This is a genomic window from Bacillus sp. YBsi01 (genome assembly GCF_038406745.1).
GTDB lineage: Bacteria > Bacillota > Bacilli > Bacillales > Bacillaceae > Bacillus > Bacillus siamensis.
Genome location: NZ_CP151679.1, coordinates 2854595 through 2873073 on the forward strand (window position 1 = coordinate 2854595; position 18479 = coordinate 2873073).

General features: G+C 47.9%; 15 protein-coding genes and 1 pseudogene. 4 read left to right on the forward strand and 12 right to left on the reverse strand.

The window, feature by feature from the left end:
* Positions 1-32: 32 nt before the first annotated feature.
* From AADZ70_RS14325 to iolA, 8 genes and pseudogenes are all read right to left on the reverse strand, one after another.
* Complete coding sequence (locus AADZ70_RS14325) at positions 33-902, reverse strand: sugar phosphate isomerase/epimerase (protein WP_064779175.1); 870 nt, start codon at positions 900-902, stop codon at positions 33-35.
* Positions 903-921: 19 nt separating this feature from the next.
* On the reverse strand, positions 922-1956 hold the full coding sequence (locus AADZ70_RS14330; RefSeq protein WP_342007241.1) for a Gfo/Idh/MocA family oxidoreductase: 1035 nt from the start codon (positions 1954-1956) through the stop codon (positions 922-924).
* A gap of 22 nt (positions 1957-1978) precedes the next feature.
* Positions 1979-2137, reverse strand: a pseudogene (locus tag AADZ70_RS14335) (MFS transporter); the annotation flags it as partial.
* Between the two features lie 49 nt (positions 2138-2186).
* Complete coding sequence (gene iolE, locus AADZ70_RS14340; protein ID WP_047477444.1) at positions 2187-3083, reverse strand: myo-inosose-2 dehydratase; 897 nt, start codon at positions 3081-3083, stop codon at positions 2187-2189.
* Between the two features lie 15 nt (positions 3084-3098).
* Entirely contained in the window at positions 3099-5012 is a 1914-nt protein-coding gene (gene iolD, locus AADZ70_RS14345) for a 3D-(3,5/4)-trihydroxycyclohexane-1,2-dione acylhydrolase (decyclizing) (protein ID WP_342007242.1), read from the reverse strand.
* A 24-nt stretch (positions 5013-5036) separates the two neighbouring features.
* Positions 5037-6029 (reverse strand): 5-dehydro-2-deoxygluconokinase, encoded by a 993-nt coding sequence (gene iolC, locus AADZ70_RS14350; protein WP_342007243.1) that lies wholly within the window; start codon positions 6027-6029, stop codon positions 5037-5039.
* Between the two features lie 23 nt (positions 6030-6052).
* Positions 6053-6868 (reverse strand): 5-deoxy-glucuronate isomerase, encoded by an 816-nt coding sequence (gene iolB, locus AADZ70_RS14355; RefSeq protein WP_342007244.1) that lies wholly within the window; start codon positions 6866-6868, stop codon positions 6053-6055.
* A 67-nt stretch (positions 6869-6935) separates the two neighbouring features.
* Positions 6936-8399, reverse strand: coding sequence for a methylmalonate-semialdehyde dehydrogenase (iolA, locus tag AADZ70_RS14360; protein WP_016937418.1), 1464 nt, complete (start codon positions 8397-8399; stop codon positions 6936-6938).
* A 443-nt stretch (positions 8400-8842) separates the two neighbouring features.
* On the opposite strand from iolA, the gene AADZ70_RS14365 reads away from it, so the two are divergent.
* The 3 genes from AADZ70_RS14365 to AADZ70_RS14375 all read left to right on the forward strand — a co-directional run bounded on the left by AADZ70_RS14365 (position 8843) and on the right by AADZ70_RS14375 (position 12127).
* Positions 8843-9598 carry a DeoR/GlpR family DNA-binding transcription regulator gene (locus AADZ70_RS14365; RefSeq protein ID WP_016937417.1) on the forward strand — a complete coding sequence of 252 codons (756 nt, stop codon included), beginning with the start codon at positions 8843-8845 and terminating at the stop codon, positions 9596-9598.
* 82 nt (positions 9599-9680) lie between these two features.
* Positions 9681-10613, forward strand: a complete 933-nt coding sequence (locus tag AADZ70_RS14370) for an aldo/keto reductase (protein WP_342007245.1) — start codon at positions 9681-9683, stop codon at positions 10611-10613.
* 125 nt (positions 10614-10738) lie between these two features.
* Positions 10739-12127: a sugar porter family MFS transporter gene (locus AADZ70_RS14375; protein WP_342007246.1), complete on the forward strand. Its 1389-nt coding sequence runs from the start codon at positions 10739-10741 to the stop codon at positions 12125-12127.
* 43 nt (positions 12128-12170) lie between these two features.
* Here AADZ70_RS14375 and htpG read toward each other — a convergent pair whose 3' ends face one another.
* Positions 12171-14051: a molecular chaperone HtpG gene (gene htpG / locus AADZ70_RS14380; protein WP_016937414.1), complete on the reverse strand. Its 1881-nt coding sequence runs from the start codon at positions 14049-14051 to the stop codon at positions 12171-12173.
* A 547-nt stretch (positions 14052-14598) separates the two neighbouring features.
* Here htpG and AADZ70_RS14385 point away from each other — a divergent pair.
* Positions 14599-15420 (forward strand): SDR family oxidoreductase, encoded by an 822-nt coding sequence (locus AADZ70_RS14385; protein WP_045925586.1) that lies wholly within the window; start codon positions 14599-14601, stop codon positions 15418-15420.
* 52 nt (positions 15421-15472) lie between these two features.
* Here AADZ70_RS14385 and AADZ70_RS14390 read toward each other — a convergent pair whose 3' ends face one another.
* The 3 genes from AADZ70_RS14390 to AADZ70_RS14400 all read right to left on the reverse strand — a co-directional run bounded on the left by AADZ70_RS14390 (position 15473) and on the right by AADZ70_RS14400 (position 18373).
* The gene (locus tag AADZ70_RS14390) at positions 15473-16072 is read right to left on the reverse strand and encodes a response regulator transcription factor (protein WP_045925587.1); all 600 of its coding nucleotides are present in this window, start codon (positions 16070-16072) and stop codon (positions 15473-15475) included.
* Entirely contained in the window at positions 16069-17205 is a 1137-nt protein-coding gene (locus tag AADZ70_RS14395; RefSeq protein ID WP_064779183.1) for a sensor histidine kinase, read from the reverse strand. The genes AADZ70_RS14390 and AADZ70_RS14395 overlap by 4 nt, the downstream gene beginning before the upstream one ends.
* Before the next feature lie 118 nt (positions 17206-17323).
* Positions 17324-18373, reverse strand: a complete 1050-nt coding sequence (locus AADZ70_RS14400; RefSeq protein WP_016937409.1) for a fatty acid desaturase — start codon at positions 18371-18373, stop codon at positions 17324-17326.
* Between the last annotated feature and the right edge of the window lie 106 nt (positions 18374-18479).

The following is an 18479-nucleotide window of genomic DNA, read 5'->3' on the forward strand; positions in this document are numbered from 1 at the left end:
CCTTTCCGCCCCGCCGAACTCCGTACTAAAGCTTATGCCATACCTAATTCTTCTTTTAATTTCTTAAGCATGAACCGGCTTGATTCATCCGCTCTTTCGCCGACCCAAGCGAAAACGGCATTCGTCGCAATTCCGTCGAACTTCATCTCTCTCATTTTTTTGAAAATCGTATCAAAATCAACCTCGCCTTGCCCGATGTCCAAATGCTGATGAACCGTTACTTTCGCGTCAGGCGGATTGACGATGTAACGCAGGCCGTGAGCCGCTTTATGATTAAAGGTATCTGCAAATAAAACATGTGTGAGGCGGCCGCCGGCTTCATCAAACATAGTCGCAATATCGCCTTTGCCGTCATCGTAAAAGAACGTATGTGCCGTCGAGTAGACAAGATTGATCCAATCCTTATCAAGCGCGCGGATCATATCCATCGCACCTTTGTGCGTCTCGATAAAATCGTACGGGTGGGCCTGCAGATTGAGTTTAACGCCTTCTTTTTCAAAGACGGGCAGCAGCTCATCCATGGACTTGATGAATTTTTCTTCACTTGTCAACGGATCATATTTTGAACCGCTGAATTCACTGTTCATCAAATCCACTTCAAGCTCAACCGCAATTTCGATCGCCCGTTTCCAGTTGCGCACAGCGGCCTGGCGGCGGTCTTCATCAGGCCCCGCCCAGTGGTAAAGCGGCAGAAGAGAGGACAGCTTCACGCCTGTATCCTTTAAAAGACGCTTCAATTGTTTGATTTTTGCTGAATCGACTTTCGGATATTTATAGAAAGGACAGAAATCCTCGCGGGGGGACAGTTCGATATACTCGTATCCGAGCTCCGCCGTTTTATAGACCATTTCCTCTAACGTTAAATCATCACGGTACATGGATGGATCTAAGGCCAGTTTCATTGTTTTCACTCCAAATCTATTATTTGCTCACAGTCGTAAAGGATTGATAGAATGCCGGTTTTTCTTGCAGCGCCACTGGCTCTTTCTGTCCGGATTCCTGAGCTTTTACGCACGCGTCAGTTGTCACCGCGGCAATATAACCGTCCCATGCCGTCGGACCGCTGACTTCGCCCTTTTTCCGGATCGAATCAATGAAGTCCTGAATTTCCGCATCATACGCAGCCACAAATCGGCGCTGCCAATCCATCAGGATATCGGTGCTGAGTTTTCCTTCTTTTCTCAAGCTGATGCTTGATGGCTCCGGAAGCTTGATAACACCGTCTTCCCCGACGATTTCACATTGAATGTCATAGCCGTATTTGCAGTTCACATAGATTTCGGCATTGATGACGATGCCGCCTTTTGTTTCGATGATGACCATCTGCGGATCTTTCAGATGCGGCAGCGCATTTTTTGATTTCTTCGGATAGATGACTTGTACGGATTCATAATCGTCATTGACGAGCCAGTGGAGGACATCAATTTCATGAACGAGCGTATCGACGACGGCCATGTCTGTTGAATAATTCGATGCGACTGTCGGGTTGCGGTGCGCACAGTGAATCATCAGCGGCTCACCGACCGCACGATTGTCGATCGCTTCTTTCAGCTGAATGTAACCGCTGTCATATCTGCGCATGAAGCCTACCTGAACTAAACGTTTACCCGTCTTCATTTCTTCTTTGACGATGCGCATACAGCCTTCTGCCGTCGTGGCGAGCGGCTTTTCACAAAACACGTACTTTCCGTGCTGAATCGCTTTCAAAACGCTGGACTCGTGAGCCGGGCCCCAGCTTGTCACTAAGACGGCGTCCACATTTTCAGAAGCGAGGAGGCTGTCGTCATCAGGATAAACGGAGGCGTTTAATTCGAAATCCTGAACGGTCTGCTTCGCGGCCTCCTGATTCACATCTGTTACAGCGGTAATTTCCGCTCCGGACAGCTTATTTGTGATGCGGTTGATGTGCTCCTTTCCGATAGCACCGGTTCCGATAACACCTATACGTAAGTTCATTGATCGCCACTCCTTATGATAATCAAATAATGGTTCTCGTCTTTCTTTTGTCGCTGCCGTCCTGAGGAGCACCGTACAGTTCCTGCTGAATCTGTTCAAGCGGATTGCCGGACGTATTCGGTGCGAAGACAAGCCCGATGGCCGTCACACATATGAGCAAAATACCGGCCATAGATGGTCCTTTTGCTGAAAGCTGATTCCGCCATGGCACGATTCATATAAGCCCCCCTCTAATTTGCAGGATCAAGCAGTTCACTGTCGATATACTTTCTCGCTATCAGCGCGTACTCAAGCGGATTGGCGATTGCGGGGTCTTGTTCGGCTTCAATGACGATCCAGCCTGAATAATCATGACGGATGAGCGTCCGGTACACTTCGGTAAAGTCGATGCATCCGTCTCCGGGAACCGTGAAAATGCCCTGTAAAAACGACTGCCTGAATGATTTGCCTTCTTGTCTGCACCGCTCCATAATGTCAATCCGCGCATCTTTGAAATGAACGTGTCTGATCCGATCCATATGCTTGTTGAGAATCGTCATGCAGTCTCCGTCGGAGATATAGGCATGGCCGGTATCATAAAGTAAATGGACATACCGGGGGTCCGTTCCTTCCATCAGCCGGTCAACTTCTTCCGCCGTCTGGACGCCTGTGCCGAGATGATGATGAAAAGTGAGGTTCAGCCCGTATTCCTTCGCGATTTTCCCGAGACGGTTTAAGCCATTGCACAGCGTAACCCATTCTTCATCTGAGAAGTGCGGTTTTTTCTTAAAAACATCAATCTCCAAGCCCTGGACACTGTACGTCTGTTCAGAAACGATGGCGGCATCCGCTCCGACTTTCTGCAAATAATCGCAGTGTTCCGTAAATGATTCAGCCGTTTTTTCAATACCGTCTTGAATGATAAAGCTGCTGAACCACTTCCCCGCAATCCGCAAGTTTCGGAGAGCCAGTTCCTTATTCAGGACGGAAGGTTCAGGGAAAAACCCTCCCGCTTCCGTTCCTTGAAAGCCGGCGACGACAATATCGCTCAACAGATGCTGCAGCGTATTCCCGGCTCCGATTTCCGGCATATCATCATTGCGCCATCCAATGGGAGCGATGCCCCACAGAATATCTTGTTTGCCCATCGTGATGCCTCCCCTCTAGTACTGCTTCGCAGACTTCAGCTTCATCTCTTTCGCTTCGAATGCCCGTTGAACGCTTTCCTGCTCAGACACTTCTGCCACACCGACGTGCCACCAGCTGTCATAGCCGTTCGTCATCGTTTTCGGCAGAACCTTCATTTCAATTAAAGTGGATACGTCTTGGGTTTTCGCATCTTCAAGCGCCGCCTTCAGCTCTTCAACCGTATTGGCTCTGTATGTTTTAGCGCCGTAGCCCTCTGCCACCTTCGCGTAATCAACGTTTAAAATCTGATTGTCCCCGGTGCGGAACTCACAGAAATAACTGCCGCCGCCGTGATCCATCTGCAGGTTGCTGATACAGCCGAAGCCGGAGTTATCAAAGAGCAGGACATTGATTTTTTTGTTATATTGAAGCGCGGTAATCAGCTCTGAGTGCAGCATCAGAAAGCTTCCGTCACCGACGAGTGAATAGACTTCTTTGTCAGGGTGGGCCAGCTTGAGGCCGAGCGTGCCTGATACTTCATATCCCATACAGGAATAGCCGTACTCCAGATGGTACGTATTCGGGACATTGGAATGCCACAGCCGCTGCAGATCTCCCGGAAGAGAGCCCGCCGAACTGATGACGACGCTGTCTTCAGGAATCGTCTCGTTGATGGTCAACAGCGCCGTTGTTTGCGGCAGCTCAGTCTCGAGTGCGTCGGCATACTCGTTTAACACGTCCTGTGAGAAATGGTTCTTAATTTCCGGTTCGAATGCGTCACGTGTAAAAGTGACTTTGCCGAGCCGGTCCCGTTCAGCGAGCCATTCATCTTTCCAGTCTTTAATCGCCGTGCCGAATGCACTTTTGTATCCGTCTAATAAGCCGTGCAGTCTGCCGAGCGTCACCTTCGCATCGGCTACGACCTGAAATGCGTCAAGCTTGTAAGCCTGCATGCGGCTGACATTGATATTCAGGAATTTTGCTTTGTCAAAATCAAACGCCGTTTTCGAGGATGTCGCAAAGTCCGTATACCGTGTGCCCACACCGATGATAAGATCAGCCTGGCGGGCGGCTTTGTTCGCGGCGAGAGTGCCTGTGATGCCCATGCCGCCCAGATTGTTGGCGAAATCAGCTTCAACCGTTGACTTGCCGGCCTGCGTTTCGACAAGCGGAATCCCGTATGTTTCAGAAAGCGCAATCAATTCCTCGCGTGCCCCGGAATACTTCGCGCCTCCGCCCACTAAAATGACGGGACGGCTGCTCTCCTTGATTCTCTCCGCGGCGCCTTTCAGTTCACGCTCGCTCGGCTGCATCCGGTCAATGTAATGAACGCGTTTTTCAAAGAAGCGTTCATCAAAATCATATGCTTCTCCCTCGACATCCTGAGAAATGCAGATTGTCGCCGGGCCCGCTTTTGCCGGATCCGTCATCACTTCAAAGGCCCGGATTAAGCTGCTCATCAGCTGCTCGGGGCGGGTGATGCGGTCCCAATAGCGGGACACGGGCTTTAACGCATCGTTTGTCGTGACGGCGGCACTGTATTCCTGCTCCACCTGCTGAAGCACCGGGTCAGGCTGCCTCGTCGCAAATGTATCAGCCGGAAGCAGCAGCACCGGAATGTTATTGGCCAGCGCCGTACCCGCGGCAGCCGTCAAATTTGCGGCACCCGGACCGACCGATGTCGATACCGCGTAAATTTTTCTTCTCAGCATCTGCTTGCTGTATGCCATTGCGGCATGCGCCATGCCTTGTTCATTTTTGCCTTGATACACTTTCAGGTGCCCGGCGTCCTGCTCAAGCGCCTGCCCGATCCCTAACACATTTCCATGGCCGAAAATCGTGAAAATGCCCTCAACGAACGGCTCTTCATTCCCATCAACATGAATATACTGCCGGTTCAAGAATTTAATCAGCGCTTGTGCTGTCGTTAAGCGAATTGTCTTGCCCACAAACGATCCCACCTTTTATACGTTCTATTTACCATTCAGGCTGTGCTGCGCTTCAATCAGCTCGAGGATTTCACCGGCAGCCGGCATGGCTTCTGACGAGCTGTGTTTGCTGACGACGATGGAAGCGGAAGCGCTCCCGTATTTTAAGGCCGTTTCAATATCCCGGCCGCTGACAAGTCCGTAGATGAAGGCAGACGCATAGGAATCACCCGCTCCAAACGTCTTAAGCACCTTTGTTTTATAGGCGCGCGCACGGAAAACTTCTCCCGATCTGCTGTATGCGTATGATCCGTCAACGCCGTGCTTAATGACAACAAGATCGGCGGAATGCGCAAACAAACGGCGGACGGTTTCATCGTTATTTCCGCCGCTGCGGTTTTCCATTACGTCAAATTCTTCACGCGTTCCGATGACGATATCGGATTGTTCCGCCGCCAGCGTGTAATACACGGCGGTTTCTTCTGCCGATTGCCATGTATACGGACGGTAGTCGAGCTCAAAAACGACTTTTACGTCATGTTTTTTTGCGATATGCACCGCTTTTAGGACAGCTTCGCGTGACGGGCTTTTTGCAAGCGCCGTGCCTGATACGAGCAGCATTTTCGCGTTTGCGATGTAGCCTTCATTGACTTCCGACGGCTCAAGATACAGATCCGCCACGTTATCTCTGTACATCAGAATGCTGCACTCTTCGGGACTGAGAATTTCCGTAAAAGCGAGTCCGGCTTTGCGCCCTTCTTTGTCAACGGCCATTTGTGACGTATCAACGCCCTTTCCCTGCATATAGGAAACGATGAATCTGCCATGCTGGTCGTCCGGGATTTTGCCGATAAAACCGGCTTTTAATCCGAGCTTGGCGCTGCCGATCGTAATATTTGCCGGGGAACCGCCGACATATTTAGAAAACGTCATCGTTTCTTCCATCGGCCGATTGTATTCCGCCGCGTTCAAATCAATACACGCGCGTCCGATTGCGACAATATCAAACTCTTTTTCTTCATTAAACGTATACTTCATCGTTATCTGCCACTCCTCACTTGTCAGCGTTCCAGAATCCATTCATGGGCCGGATCATTATGAAACTTCCATTTTCGTGTCGGTCCCGCCATTACATTCAGGTAGTAAGAGGTATACCCGTCCGGAACACCAACCGGGTGATAGCCTGCCGGCACGATGACAACGTTTTCATTTTCTGCGGTCATCGTCTCGTCAATCGAGCGGTTGTCCGTGTACACACGCTGGAAGACAAACCCCTGGGGCGGGTCCGTTTCATGGTAATAGGTTTCTTCTAAAAAGGATTCAGCCGGCAGATTGTCTTGGTCATGTTTATGCGGCGGATAGCTCGACCAGTTGCCGCTGTCCGTGTAAACTTCAACAACGAGAAGGCTGTTTGCCGATGGATCTGAATCGGGGAGAATGTTATGAACGGTTCGTTTGTTTGCCAGCTTGCCGCGATGTTCCACACTGTTGTCTTCCGCTTTAATCAGCTTTGTCGGAAGCTGGTGTTCGGACGGAGAATAGCACAGCGCGACCCTCGCCCCGCTGACGGCTGTGATGTCAAAGGAGCGGTCATTGGACACATAAACACTGTCCGTCGGCTTTCTTTCAAATACGCTTTCACGGGTGCCGATGCTTTCAAATGCCTGATCATGATCTGTGACGGTGATTTTTCCCGTGAGCGCCACGATGCAGCACTCCGTCTTTTTCAAATCTTCTGTATATGTTGAGCCGGGAGCGAGATCAACGACTTTAAATCCGACGTATTTGAGGCCTGAATTGGCTGAAGTGACGTCATGTATGATGTTCACGCCTTGAGAAATCTCATCGGCCTGCGGTTTGCGCAGCAAATGACTCATGTGTATTCCTCCTTAATTGATGGTAAAAGAAACCCGGACGGAATCACAAAGCCGTCCGGGCCGGCTGTCAATTGAAATCAGGAGATGGATATCGTGCCGTCACGACTTTTTTACGTGTATAAAAGTCAACGCTGTCTTTTCCATTTGCGTGCAATGTGCCGAAGAAAGAAGACTTCCAGCCTGAGAATGGGAAGAATGCCATCGGCGCCGGGACGCCAAGGTTGATCCCGAGCATTCCCGCGTCAATATTTTCACGGAAGTAGCGGATCGCGTTCGCATTTGAAGTGAACAGGCAGGCGCCGTTCGCAAATTCAGACTGGTTGGCGATGTCAACCGCTTCTTTTAAGTTTTTCACACGCATGACCGACAGAACGGGCGCAAAGATTTCATCTTTCCAGATCGTCATATCTGTCGTCACGTTGTCAAAAATCGTCGGTCCGACGAAATAGCCGTCTTCCGTTACATGTTCACGGCCGTCACAAAGCAGTCTCGCTCCCTCTTCGATACCTTTTTCAATATAGCTGTGCGTACGCTTCTTGTTGTCCTCGCGGATGACCGGGCCTAAGAACACGCCGTCATCCAGTCCGTTTCCGAGCTTGATGTCCGCGGCCTTTTCCTGTAATTTCGCCATAAACTCATCGGCGATTCCCTCTTCAACCGTCACAACCGCGCAAGCCATACAGCGCTCTCCTGCCGAACCGAATGCCGCTCCGATAATGTTTGTGACTGTATCTTCAAGGTGGGCGTCATTCAGCACGATCGTGTGGTTTTTCGCCCCCGTTAACGCCTGCACTCGTTTCAAATGTTCGCTGCCTTTTTTGAAAACATACTCGCCGACAGGTTTTGAACCGACGAATGAGATGGCTTTAATCTCCGGATGTTCAAGAATGCCGTTTACGACGTCATGCGCGCCGTGCACGACATTGAAGACGCCCTTCGGCAGACCGGCCTGTTCAAACAGCTCTGCCAGTTTTTCCGTTAACAGCGGCGTGCGCTCAGACGGCTTCAGAATGAACGTGTTTCCTAACGAAATGGCCATCGGGAACATCCAGCACGGGACCATCATCGGGAAATTGAACGGTGCGATACCGCCGACCACCCCGATCGGATAGCGGTAGTTCGCCGCTTCTACATCTGTGGCGATAGAGGCAAGTGAATCGCCCATCATGAGTGACGGCGCGCCCGCTGCGAATTCGACGTTTTCAATTCCGCGTCCCACTTCACCGAGTGCTTCTGTCGTGTTTTTACCGTTTTCCAATGTAATCAGACGGGCAAGCTCTTCTTTGTTTTGCTGAAGAAGCTGCTGATAGTTAAATAGAATTCTCGCACGGCGCGGCACTGCCGTCTTCGACCATGTTTTAAACGCTTCTGACGCTGAGCGGACGGCGTATTCCACATCCTCCCGCGTAGAAATCGGAACTTGGCACATCACTTCTTTTGTAGCCGGATTGACAACGTCTTCATATTGATCTGTCTTACTTTCAACCCATTCACCATTGATGTAGTTTTTCAGTTTTCTGATCTCTGCCATGCTCATTGCCTCCTTAAATAGTAAACATCCTGTTCAGCTGGGTAATAACGGATGGATATATTCATCTTTTACATACAAAAGACATGAATTAAACGCTTACAAATGCTAAAATGATGGTGTCTCCCATTCTTTCCATGTAAAAGTTGGTCATGTACCGACCCAAGCAAACGGTTACATCTATCATTTTTAATTTTACGGGTTACATTTTGGTCATTTCTTGGTTACATTTTAATCCCCACACCACTTCAAGTCAATCTAAAAAATCAAAATTTTTTCATTATTTTCATCATACCTTTTTGGATCGGGAAAACAGAAACTTGAAGAATGGTGTCGAATCGTACGGGAGATCCATCTTTTTTATCATTTGTTAAGTAAATATTGATTAACTCTTGGTGTTTATTATATATTTTAATTACTTTAAGAATTCTAGAAGGAGTTTTTTTATGAAACTGATGCGGATTCAGGAGATGGAAGAATACATTCTCAAACACGGAGCCACTTCGCTGGATGAGCTGTGCGAGGTTTTCAACGTCTCTAAAAACACGGTCAGACGCGATATTAATAAGCTTGCGGAAAAAGGGGTGATCAAAAAGGTGTACGGCGGCGTGACATCAGCAGAAAAATCCATGCTCGTCCCTTTTGAGAACCGCACCATTCAACATCAGGATGAAAAAATCAAAATCGCCCGTTATGCGTCACGGTTTATCGAGGATCACGATCTTGTGTTTATTGATTCCGGCACGACGACCAAATCGATGCTGGAGACGCTTGATCCGGATAAGAATGTGACGGTGCTGACGAACAGTCTTGATATTATTAACGCCGCTTCATCCATGAAAAATGTCGACCTGATCATCATCGGCAGCAACTACAAGCGGAAGACAAGGTCATTTGTCGGCATTGATGATCCGAGCACCCTCAATAAATACAATATTAACAAGGCGTTCATGTCCGCTACCGGGACAACGATCACCCACGGCCTGACGAATTCCGACTTGTTGGAATACGAGGTGAAAAAGAAAATTTCCGAAAAGGCGAACGAAGTGTATCTGCTCGCGGACCATTCCAAATTCGGCAAATCCACGCTTCTGACATACGCGCCTTTCGACCGGCTTCACAGCATCGTCACTTCTCAGCAGCTTGATGAGGAATATACAAAGTATTGTCAAGAGCACCAAATCGACATTCACTTGGCATAGCGTTACAATTAATAGAGAACGCTGCCGTATTTTTCCGGCAGGCGCTGTGATATCCTAATCTACTTTTTCAGGGGGCGAAAACATGAGCAAAGTAACAATCGGCAAAACTGACCTACAAGTATTTCCGATCGGTTTGGGAACAAATGCGGTCGGCGGACACAATCTCTATCCGAATCTGAATGAAGAGACGGGAAAAGAATTGGTCCGGGAAGCGATTAAAAGCGGCGTTACCATGTTAGATACCGCCTATATTTACGGGGTGGGCCGTTCTGAAGAATTAATCGGCGAGGTGCTGAAAGAGTTTAACCGCGAGGATGTCTTCATCGCCACAAAAGCCGCGCACAGAAAAGAAGGCAATGACTTTGTTTTCGACAACTCACCGGCCTTTTTGAAACAATCGGTCGAAGACAGCCTGAAACGTCTGCAGACTGATTACATTGATTTATTCTACATCCATTTCCCGGATGAGCACACACCGAAGGACGAAGCTGTCCAAGCATTGAATGAGATGAAAAAAGAAGGAAAAATCCGTTCCATCGGCGTCTCCAATTTCTCTCTGGAGCAGCTGAAAGAAGCCAATAAGAATGGCTTAGTCGATGTGATTCAAGGGGAATACAACCTGCTGAACCGCGAGGCGGAAAAGACTTTCTTCCCTTATACGACAGAACACAGCATCTCATTCATCCCGTACTTCCCGCTCGTATCCGGACTGCTAGCCGGCAAATACGACGAGAACACCACCTTCCCTGAAGGCGATTTGCGCAATGATCAGGCGCATTTCCAAGGGGAGCAGTTTAAAGAAAACATCAAAAAAGTCAACCAGCTCAAACCGATTGCCGAGAAGCACAATGCCGACACGGCGCATATCGTGCTTGCCTGGTATTTGGCCAGACCTGAAATCGACATTCTGATTCCGGGCGCCAAACGCGCGGATCAATTAAAAGACAATATGAAAGCAGCCTCCATTACGCTTTCTGCAGAAGAAATCGCGTTTATCGACAAGCTGTTTTCCTAAGAAAAAAGAAACACGCCTTTAAAAGGGCGTGTTTTTTTTTGAAGGTTTATATTTTTTTCACAGGGGAATGAAATAGTTATCTAAATAAACTATTATGCGTTCCTAAAAGATGAGGAGGATCATCTGTGAAGAAAAACACCAAAAAATATCTGATTTACTTTTTCGGAGCATTAGGCGGGCTGCTTTACGGTTATGACACCGGCGTGATTTCAGGGGCTTTGCTTTTTATCAACAATGATATTCCTTTAAACACGCTGACTGAGGGATTGGTCGTCAGCATGCTGCTGCTCGGTGCGATTTTCGGGTCCGCCTTAAGCGGGACATGCTCTGACCGATGGGGCCGGAGAAAAGTCGTTTTCGTCCTTTCACTCATTTTTATTCTTGGCGCGCTTGCCTGCGCAGCTTCGCAAACCGTCACCATGCTGATCATCTCACGTGTCATTCTCGGATTAGCCGTCGGCGGTTCAACGGCGCTTGTTCCCGTTTATCTTTCTGAGATGGCTCCGACAAAAATACGCGGAACGCTTGGCACATTGAATAACTTAATGATTGTAACCGGAATTTTACTTGCATATATTGTGAATTACATATTCACCCCATTTGAAGCTTGGCGCTGGATGGTCGGTCTCGCCGCAGTACCGGCGGCGCTGTTATTAATCGGAATCGCGTTTATGCCGGAATCACCGAGATGGCTCGTCAAACGCGGCCGTGAACAGGAAGCCAGACAAGTCATGGAAATGACGCACGACAAAGAGGATATCGCCGTTGAATTGGCGGAAATGAAACAAGGTGAAGCTGAGAAAAAAGAATCTACGCTCGGCTTGCTGAAAGCAAAATGGATCCGCCCTATGCTGCTGATCGGGATCGGCCTCGCCATCTTCCAGCAGGCGGTCGGTATCAACACGGTGATTTACTATGCGCCGACCATCTTTACAAAGGCCGGACTCGGCACCTCGGCGTCCGTTCTCGGCACAATGGGAATCGGTGTCTTAAACGTCATCATGTGTATCACCGCCATGATCCTAATTGACCGGATCGGCCGGAAAAAACTGCTGATGTGGGGAAGCATCGGCATCACCTTGAGCCTGGCGTCATTATCAGCCATTCTCCTTCTGGCCGGCCTGTCAGCTTCAACGGCTTGGCTGACCGTGCTGTTTCTCGGAATCTATATCGTCTTTTACCAGGCGACATGGGGTCCCGTCGTATGGGTCCTGATGCCGGAACTGTTCCCGTCAAACGCACGCGGGGCCGCAACCGGATTTACGACATTGATTCTGTCGGCAACAAACCTGGTCGTTTCACTGGTATTCCCGCTTATGCTGAGCGCCATGGGCATCGGCTGGGTATTCGGAATTTTCTCAGTCATCTGCCTCACATCCTTCTTCTTCGCCGCTTACATCGTTCCTGAAACGAAGGGCAGAAGTTTAGAAGAAATCGAAACACACTTGAAAAAACGGTTCTCCTTAAAGAAGCGCAGCAAAAAAAATCAAATTCTTAAACAGCGCACGCTGTAATAAAAAAAGGAATCGCCCCCGATGGGCGATTCCTTTTTTGGCGTCATACCATGACTTTGCAAATATCATTCGTAAATTCGACCGGATCATGGATCGGCAGCCCTTCAATCAGAAGCGCCTGATTGTACAGAAGATTTGTGTATAAAGCAAGCTTTTCCCGATCTTGTCCGTGCGCGTTCTTTAACGTCTCAAACACTTCGTGATTCGGGTTGATTTCCAGCACTTTTTCCGCTTTGACCTGCTGGCTGTCAGGCATGGCGTTTAACACTTTCTCCATTTCGATCGTCACTTCGCCGTCTGTCGCAAAGCAGACCGGATGAGATTTCAAGCGTTTTGATGCTCTGACATTCTTGACTTTATCCGCAAGAATGTCTTTCATGCTTTCAAACAGGTCTTTATATTCGTTTTCTTCGGCTTCAGTCTGCTTTTCATCTTCGTCACTGTCGATGCCTAAGTCGGCGCTAGATACGGATTTGAACTCTTTTTCCTCATAGCTTGTCAGCATTTTGATCGCGAACTCATCAATATCTTCCGTGAAATATAGAATCTCGTAGCCTTTGTCCGCCACCATTTCAGTTTGCGGCAGCTTTTCAATCCGCTCATATGAATCGCCGGACGCGTAATAGATATATTTTTGATCCTCAGGCATTCTGGACACATATTCATCCAGTGTGACGAGCTTTTTCTCTTTAGAAGAATAGAAAAGAAGCAGGTCTTTTAATACGTCTTTATTCGCGCCGAAATCATTGTAGACGCCGAATTTCAGCTGTCTGCCGAAAGATTCATAGAAAGATTCGTATTTTTCCCTTTTGTTCTTCAGCAGGCTCTTCAGCTCGGCTTTGATTTTTTTATTGATGTTTTTCGCAATCAGCTTCAGCTGGCGGTCATGCTGCAGCATTTCTCTGGAAATGTTCAGCGACAGATCTTCAGAATCCACCATGCCTTTTACAAAGCTGAAATGATCCGGAAGCAGGTCCGCGCATTTGTTCATGATCAGCACGCCGTTGGAATACAGCTCCAATCCTTTTTCGAATTCCTTCGTATAATAGTCAAACGGCATGTTTTCCGGAATAAACAAAATCGAATTGTAGCGCACCGCTCCATCGACACTGATGTGCACGTGGGTCAGCGGTTTATCGAAGCCATAATGCTTCTCAGCGTAAAAAGCCTCGTAATCCTCATCCGTCAGCTCGCTTTTGTTTTTTCTCCAGATCGGCACCATGCTGTTGACCGTCTGTTCTTCCTGAACCTCTTCAAACTCGTTCTCGCTTCCCTCTTTCGGCTTGTTGACCGTCTCTTCCATTTTGATCGGGTAGCGGATAAAATCTGAGTACTTTTTCACGATCGCTTTGATGCGGTAGTTTTCTAAAAACTCATCATAGCTTTCATCTTCTGTGTTTTCTTTTATTTTCAGGGTGATTTCCGTACCGACGGTTTCCTTGTCACACGGCTCGATCGTGTAGCCGGCAGCCCCTTCCGACTCCCATACATACGCCTCGTCACTGCCGAGCGCTTTACTTTTCACCGTGACTTTATCAGCCACCATAAACGCCGCATAAAACCCGACGCCGAACTGGCCGATAATGTCATGGCCGTCTTTCGTGTCATTTTCTTGCTTGAAAGCGAGTGAACCGCTTTTCGCAATCGTTCCGAGATGCTGTTCAAGCTCGTCTTTTGTCATTCCGATACCGGTATCTGTGACAGTGAGCGTTCTTGCATCTTTGTCCGCCGTCACTTTTATGTAGTAATTGTCTTGATCAAACGTTAAAGAATCATCGGTTAGCGCCTTGTAATAGATTTTGTCAATCGCATCGCTCGCATTGGAAATTAACTCTCTGAGGAAAATTTCCTTCTGCGTATAAATGGAGTTAATCATCATATCCAGCAAACGCTTGGATTCTGCTTTAAACTTTTTTTTCCGCACTTCAGATCTCTCCTTTAATTATGCTTTGTTGGTATGTAAAATCTTTTCAGCATCTATTTATCATATGCGGTGACAATTGTCAACTGGATCAGCAGATGCATATATTGTAAATTTAACATGTTAATGGATTCATTTCACCCATTTTATCAATAAAAAAGAGAGAATGCTGATCATCCTCTCCTTTCTTCTTCTTTCCAGCGGCCGAATTCCTTCTTCATCCATATGTATGACGGGTAGAAAAACAAACTAAATAAGAGAAGAGATCCCATGTTTCGCAAAAACTCATGCAGAACATTTCTTACGGTGAGAGGAAATGTGATGTCATGAGAAAAAATAGCGATGACGATGGAGATAGCAAACCATATAGGGACAACGGTATAACAATAAAGCGCTATCTCCTTCTTATGCTGTATCTTCAAAATATGTAAGCCTCCCAATGATGTATATACATAATATTAACATATTTAATAGGTATTTAGAAATGAAGTTCTATATGTTTATCCCCCTAATCAGCGGGAACAGATATAGAAAAAGGAGGAATCGCAATATGGGAAGATTAACAGACAAAACCGCAATCATCACAGGGGCCGCGACAGGCATCGGACAAGCGACGGCACGGGTTTTCGCCGATGAAGGCGCCCGCGTGATCTGCGGTGACATCAATGAAAGCGAACTGAATGAAACCGTCAGCGCCATCAGAAAAAACGGCGGAGAAGCAGAGGCCTTTCATCTTGATGTATCAGACGAAGAAAACGTAAAGTCTTTTGCAGACGGCATTCAGCAAAAGTACGGAACAATTGATATTCTTTTTAACAATGCCGGTGTTGACCAAGAGGGCGGCAAAGTCCATGAATACCCGGTCGAGCTTTTTGACCGGATCATCGCCGTCGATCTGCGCGGCACATTTCTGTGCAGCAAATATCTCATTCCGCTTATGCTCGAAAAGGGAGGCTCTATCATTAACACCTCCTCCATGTCAGGCCGGGCCGCAGACCTTGACCGCTCCGGCTATAACGCCGCAAAAGGCGGAATCACGAACCTGACTAAAGCAATGGCCATTGATTACGCCAGAAGCGGAATCCGTGTCAATTCCTTATCGCCGGGCACGATTGAAACGCCGCTCATTGATAAATTGGCAGGCACGAAAGAAGACGAAATGGGCGAGGCGTTCCGTGAAGCCAACAAATGGATCACGCCGCTCGGCCGGCTCGGAAAACCGGAAGAAATGGCGGCTGTCGCGCTCTTCCTCGCTTCAGACGACAGTTCTTACGTCACAGGAGAAGACATCACCGCAGACGGCGGCATCATGGCATACACATGGCCGGGGAAAATGCTGATTGATAAGAAGTGGAAGGAAGAGACAGAGTGACGGCTAAAAAAATAAGCCAGTGCAAAAACACTGGCTGAACAAGGAGGGCTGGTTACTTAAACCAGCCCTTTTCCTTTGATCGGGTAATGGCCTCAATTCGATTTTTCACTTCTAATTTATCCAGAATCATCGAAACGTAATTGCGGACTGTACCGCTTTTGATGCTGAGGGCGTTTGCGATTTCTTTCGTATTTTTTCCGTCTGCGACGAGTTCGAGCACCGCTTTTTCCCGTTCAGTCAGCGGGTTTTCTTCACCATAGATGTCCTCCATTAATTCAGGGGCGTAGACGCGTCTTCCTTTCATAACACTGCGGATGGCGCTGACGAGCTCCTCACTCGGGCTGTCCTTGAGCATGTAACCGCTGACGCCCGCTTTTAGCGCCCGCTGAAAATAGCCGGAGCGGGCAAAGGTCGTCAAAATGATGATTTTCACATCCCTGTCCTTGAGCTTTTCCGCCGCCTCAAGACCTGATACCCCGGGCATTTCAATATCCATCAGACAGATATCAGGAGCGTGTTTTTCGACGAAATCGATGGCATCCTGGCCGCTTGTGCCTTGGCCGACAACCGTCATATCCTCTTCTAAATTCAACAGCGAACCGAGTGCGCCAAGCAGCATTTGCTGATCCTCGGCAATGAAGATGTTGATCATCTGCTACCATCCTTTTCTTTTGATTTTGAATCATTTGGGATTCTCATGGTCAGCTTTGTTCCGGCAGCTGTATCGATGGCTAAACTGCCATTCGCGAATTCAAGCCGTTCTCTCATTCCAAGCAGGCCGTTTCCCTGTGAAAAAAAGCGGTCTTCTCTGCATTGAAAGCTGCCGTCGTCTTCTACCGTAATGACAACCTCTTTCCAAAGCTGCTGAATGGTGATGCGGCATACTTTGGCGCCGCTGTGTTTCACGACATTGGTGACGGCTTCTTTAATGCACATGCTGACGATGTTTTCGTTCAGCAGAGAGATATGTTTTGGCGCTTCTTTTTCTTCATACACAAATTCAATTCCTGCCGCTTCAAGAATTTGCCGAACATTGCCGAGCTCATCCTTCAATCGGATGCCTTTCATCGACGAGACAATTTGTCTGACCTCATTTAAGGAGGTGCGGGCCGTCTGTTGAACGCTTTTCAGCTCAGTGCGGGCCTGTTCAGGGTCCTTGTAAATCAACTTCCGGGCAAGGTCGCTTTTCAGTCCGATTAAGGAGAGCTTTTGTCCAAGTGTATCGTGAAGGTCCCGGGCGATGCGCTGCCTTTCTTCCAGCTTCACAAGATCCGCGATTCGTTCATTTGCATATTCTAATTTCTCCTCGAGGCGCTCTCGTGCCTTTCTGCTTCGAATGCTGAGCGGGAGCAGGATGGCACTGATCAGAGTAATGACGATAAACGGGATTTGCGTCAAAAACCAGTCTTTTTTCAGAACAAGGCTGAAGTTGACGGCAATCGCCGCACTGATGATATGAATGTAATATAAGATGTAAAATGGAACTTTGTCCCGGATATGGCCGATGAAGTAGGCGATAAAGAAAGCGAAATAAATATAGCTGAACAGCATGACTGATCCGGTCGAAATGCCGATCAGAAGAAACGCCCATAAGTAAAGCGGCCAGCCTTTTGCAACAAATGCAAAGCGGTATGCGCCAAAGAAAACAAGCGTGAAAATGATGCCGGCCACGATGACAAAGGTAGAAGAGCTTTTAAAAATAAAATAAAAAGGCAAGATGAAAAAAATCGTCCATATATAAGGAGAAATCCCATTCAGTTTTTGAAATTTAAAATATTTCTTCATCCTTATTCCACCTTCTGCCGCTTGTGTCTACCATCACTTTACCAAAACGCCGCCTTTATTGCATCCTCACACATAAAGAGCAGGCCCTTTCTGATAACAGAAAGAGCCGCGCGCCATATCAGGCATTTTTCTTTAAAGGTTCTTTCGGCACCTGCTGGGGCGGCGGTGTTTTCCGCGCCTCCCGAAAGGTGACAAATTGCTTTTCATCCTCATCCCACAGACGGAATTTCATGGATTCAAGACTTGTTTTAAGCGTAATGGTCGGTACATTTTTTAAAGGCTCGTGCCCCTCGTGAGCCGCTTCCAGCTTGTAATTCGGCACTTTCGGGCTTAAGTGGTGGACATGATGGTAGCCGATATTGCCCGTCAGCCATTGCAAAAGCTTCGGAAGCTTGTAAAAGGAGCTTCCTTCTACCGCGGCCTGCACATAGTCCCAATGCTCATCGGCTTCAAAATAAGAATCCTCGAACGTATGCTGGACATAAAAGAGCCAGACGCCGATTGACCCCGAAATAAGGAAAATCGGACCCTGAACAAGCAAAAAGTTTTCCCAGCCGACAAGCAGGCACGTCGCAGCAGCCAATAAGACAATCGCCGCGTTCGTGAAATAGGTGTTCCAGCGTTCCTTGCGGCGGGCGCCTTTTACATTGAAACGGTTTTTAATCAGAAATACGTAAATCGGGCCGAGAATAAACATAATAAACGGATTGCGATAAAGTCTGTAGCGTACTTTTGTCCAGGCTGACGCTTCGTTGTATTCCTTGACGGTCATCATCCAAATATCGCCTGTTCCCCGTTTATCTAAGTTGCTGCTTGTCGCATGATGAATGGAGTGGCTGCGCTGCCATTGAGAGAACGGAAACAGTGTCAGCACACCTGAAATAAACCCAAACAGCCGGTTCAGCTTCTTTTGTTTGAAAAAGGATTGATGGCAGCAGTCGTGGAAAATAATAAAGATTCTTGTCAAAAATCCCGCTGCTATTACAGTAAAGGCGAGGGTCAGAAAATAGGAGACATCGAGGCTGAAGTAAGCAAGAAACCAAAGGGCAAAGAACGGCACAAACGTGTTGAGAAGCTGAATGACACTATGCTTTGTATCGGCACCGGAAAATGCGGCAACCTGCTTTTTTAAAGACGCTTGTTTTTGAGTTGCGGCGTGATTGATCATGAATGTCACGTCCCTTCTTTTTCATTATGATCCCAAGTATAACGGGGCGCCGGACGCTTTTGTAGTAGCAGCCATCATGCCTCGAATATGACATTTGTCATGTTTG

Bases quoted from the DNA above. Each gene is read 5' to 3' on its own strand.
- AADZ70_RS14325 (WP_064779175.1), bottom strand. From the start codon at position 902: ATGAAACTGGCCTTAGATCCATCCATGTACCGTGATGATTTAACGTTA.
- AADZ70_RS14330 (WP_342007241.1), bottom strand. From the start codon at position 1,956: ATGAACTTACGTATAGGTGTTATCGGAACCGGTGCTATCGGAAAGGAG.
- iolE (WP_047477444.1), bottom strand. From the start codon at position 3,083: ATGGGCAAACAAGATATTCTGTGGGGCATCGCTCCCATTGGATGGCGC.
- iolC (WP_342007243.1), bottom strand. From the start codon at position 6,029: ATGAAGTATACGTTTAATGAAGAAAAAGAGTTTGATATTGTCGCAATC.
- iolB (WP_342007244.1), bottom strand. From the start codon at position 6,868: ATGAGTCATTTGCTGCGCAAACCGCAGGCCGATGAGATTTCTCAAGGC.
- iolA (WP_016937418.1), bottom strand. From the start codon at position 8,399: ATGGCAGAGATCAGAAAACTGAAAAACTACATCAATGGTGAATGGGTT.
- AADZ70_RS14365 (WP_016937417.1), top strand. From the start codon at position 8,843: ATGAAACTGATGCGGATTCAGGAGATGGAAGAATACATTCTCAAACAC.
- AADZ70_RS14370 (WP_342007245.1), top strand. From the start codon at position 9,681: ATGAGCAAAGTAACAATCGGCAAAACTGACCTACAAGTATTTCCGATC.
- AADZ70_RS14385 (WP_045925586.1), top strand. From the start codon at position 14,599: ATGGGAAGATTAACAGACAAAACCGCAATCATCACAGGGGCCGCGACA.
- AADZ70_RS14390 (WP_045925587.1), bottom strand. From the start codon at position 16,072: ATGATCAACATCTTCATTGCCGAGGATCAGCAAATGCTGCTTGGCGCA.
- AADZ70_RS14395 (WP_064779183.1), bottom strand. From the start codon at position 17,205: ATGAAGAAATATTTTAAATTTCAAAAACTGAATGGGATTTCTCCTTAT.
- AADZ70_RS14400 (WP_016937409.1), bottom strand. From the start codon at position 18,373: ATGATCAATCACGCCGCAACTCAAAAACAAGCGTCTTTAAAAAAGCAG.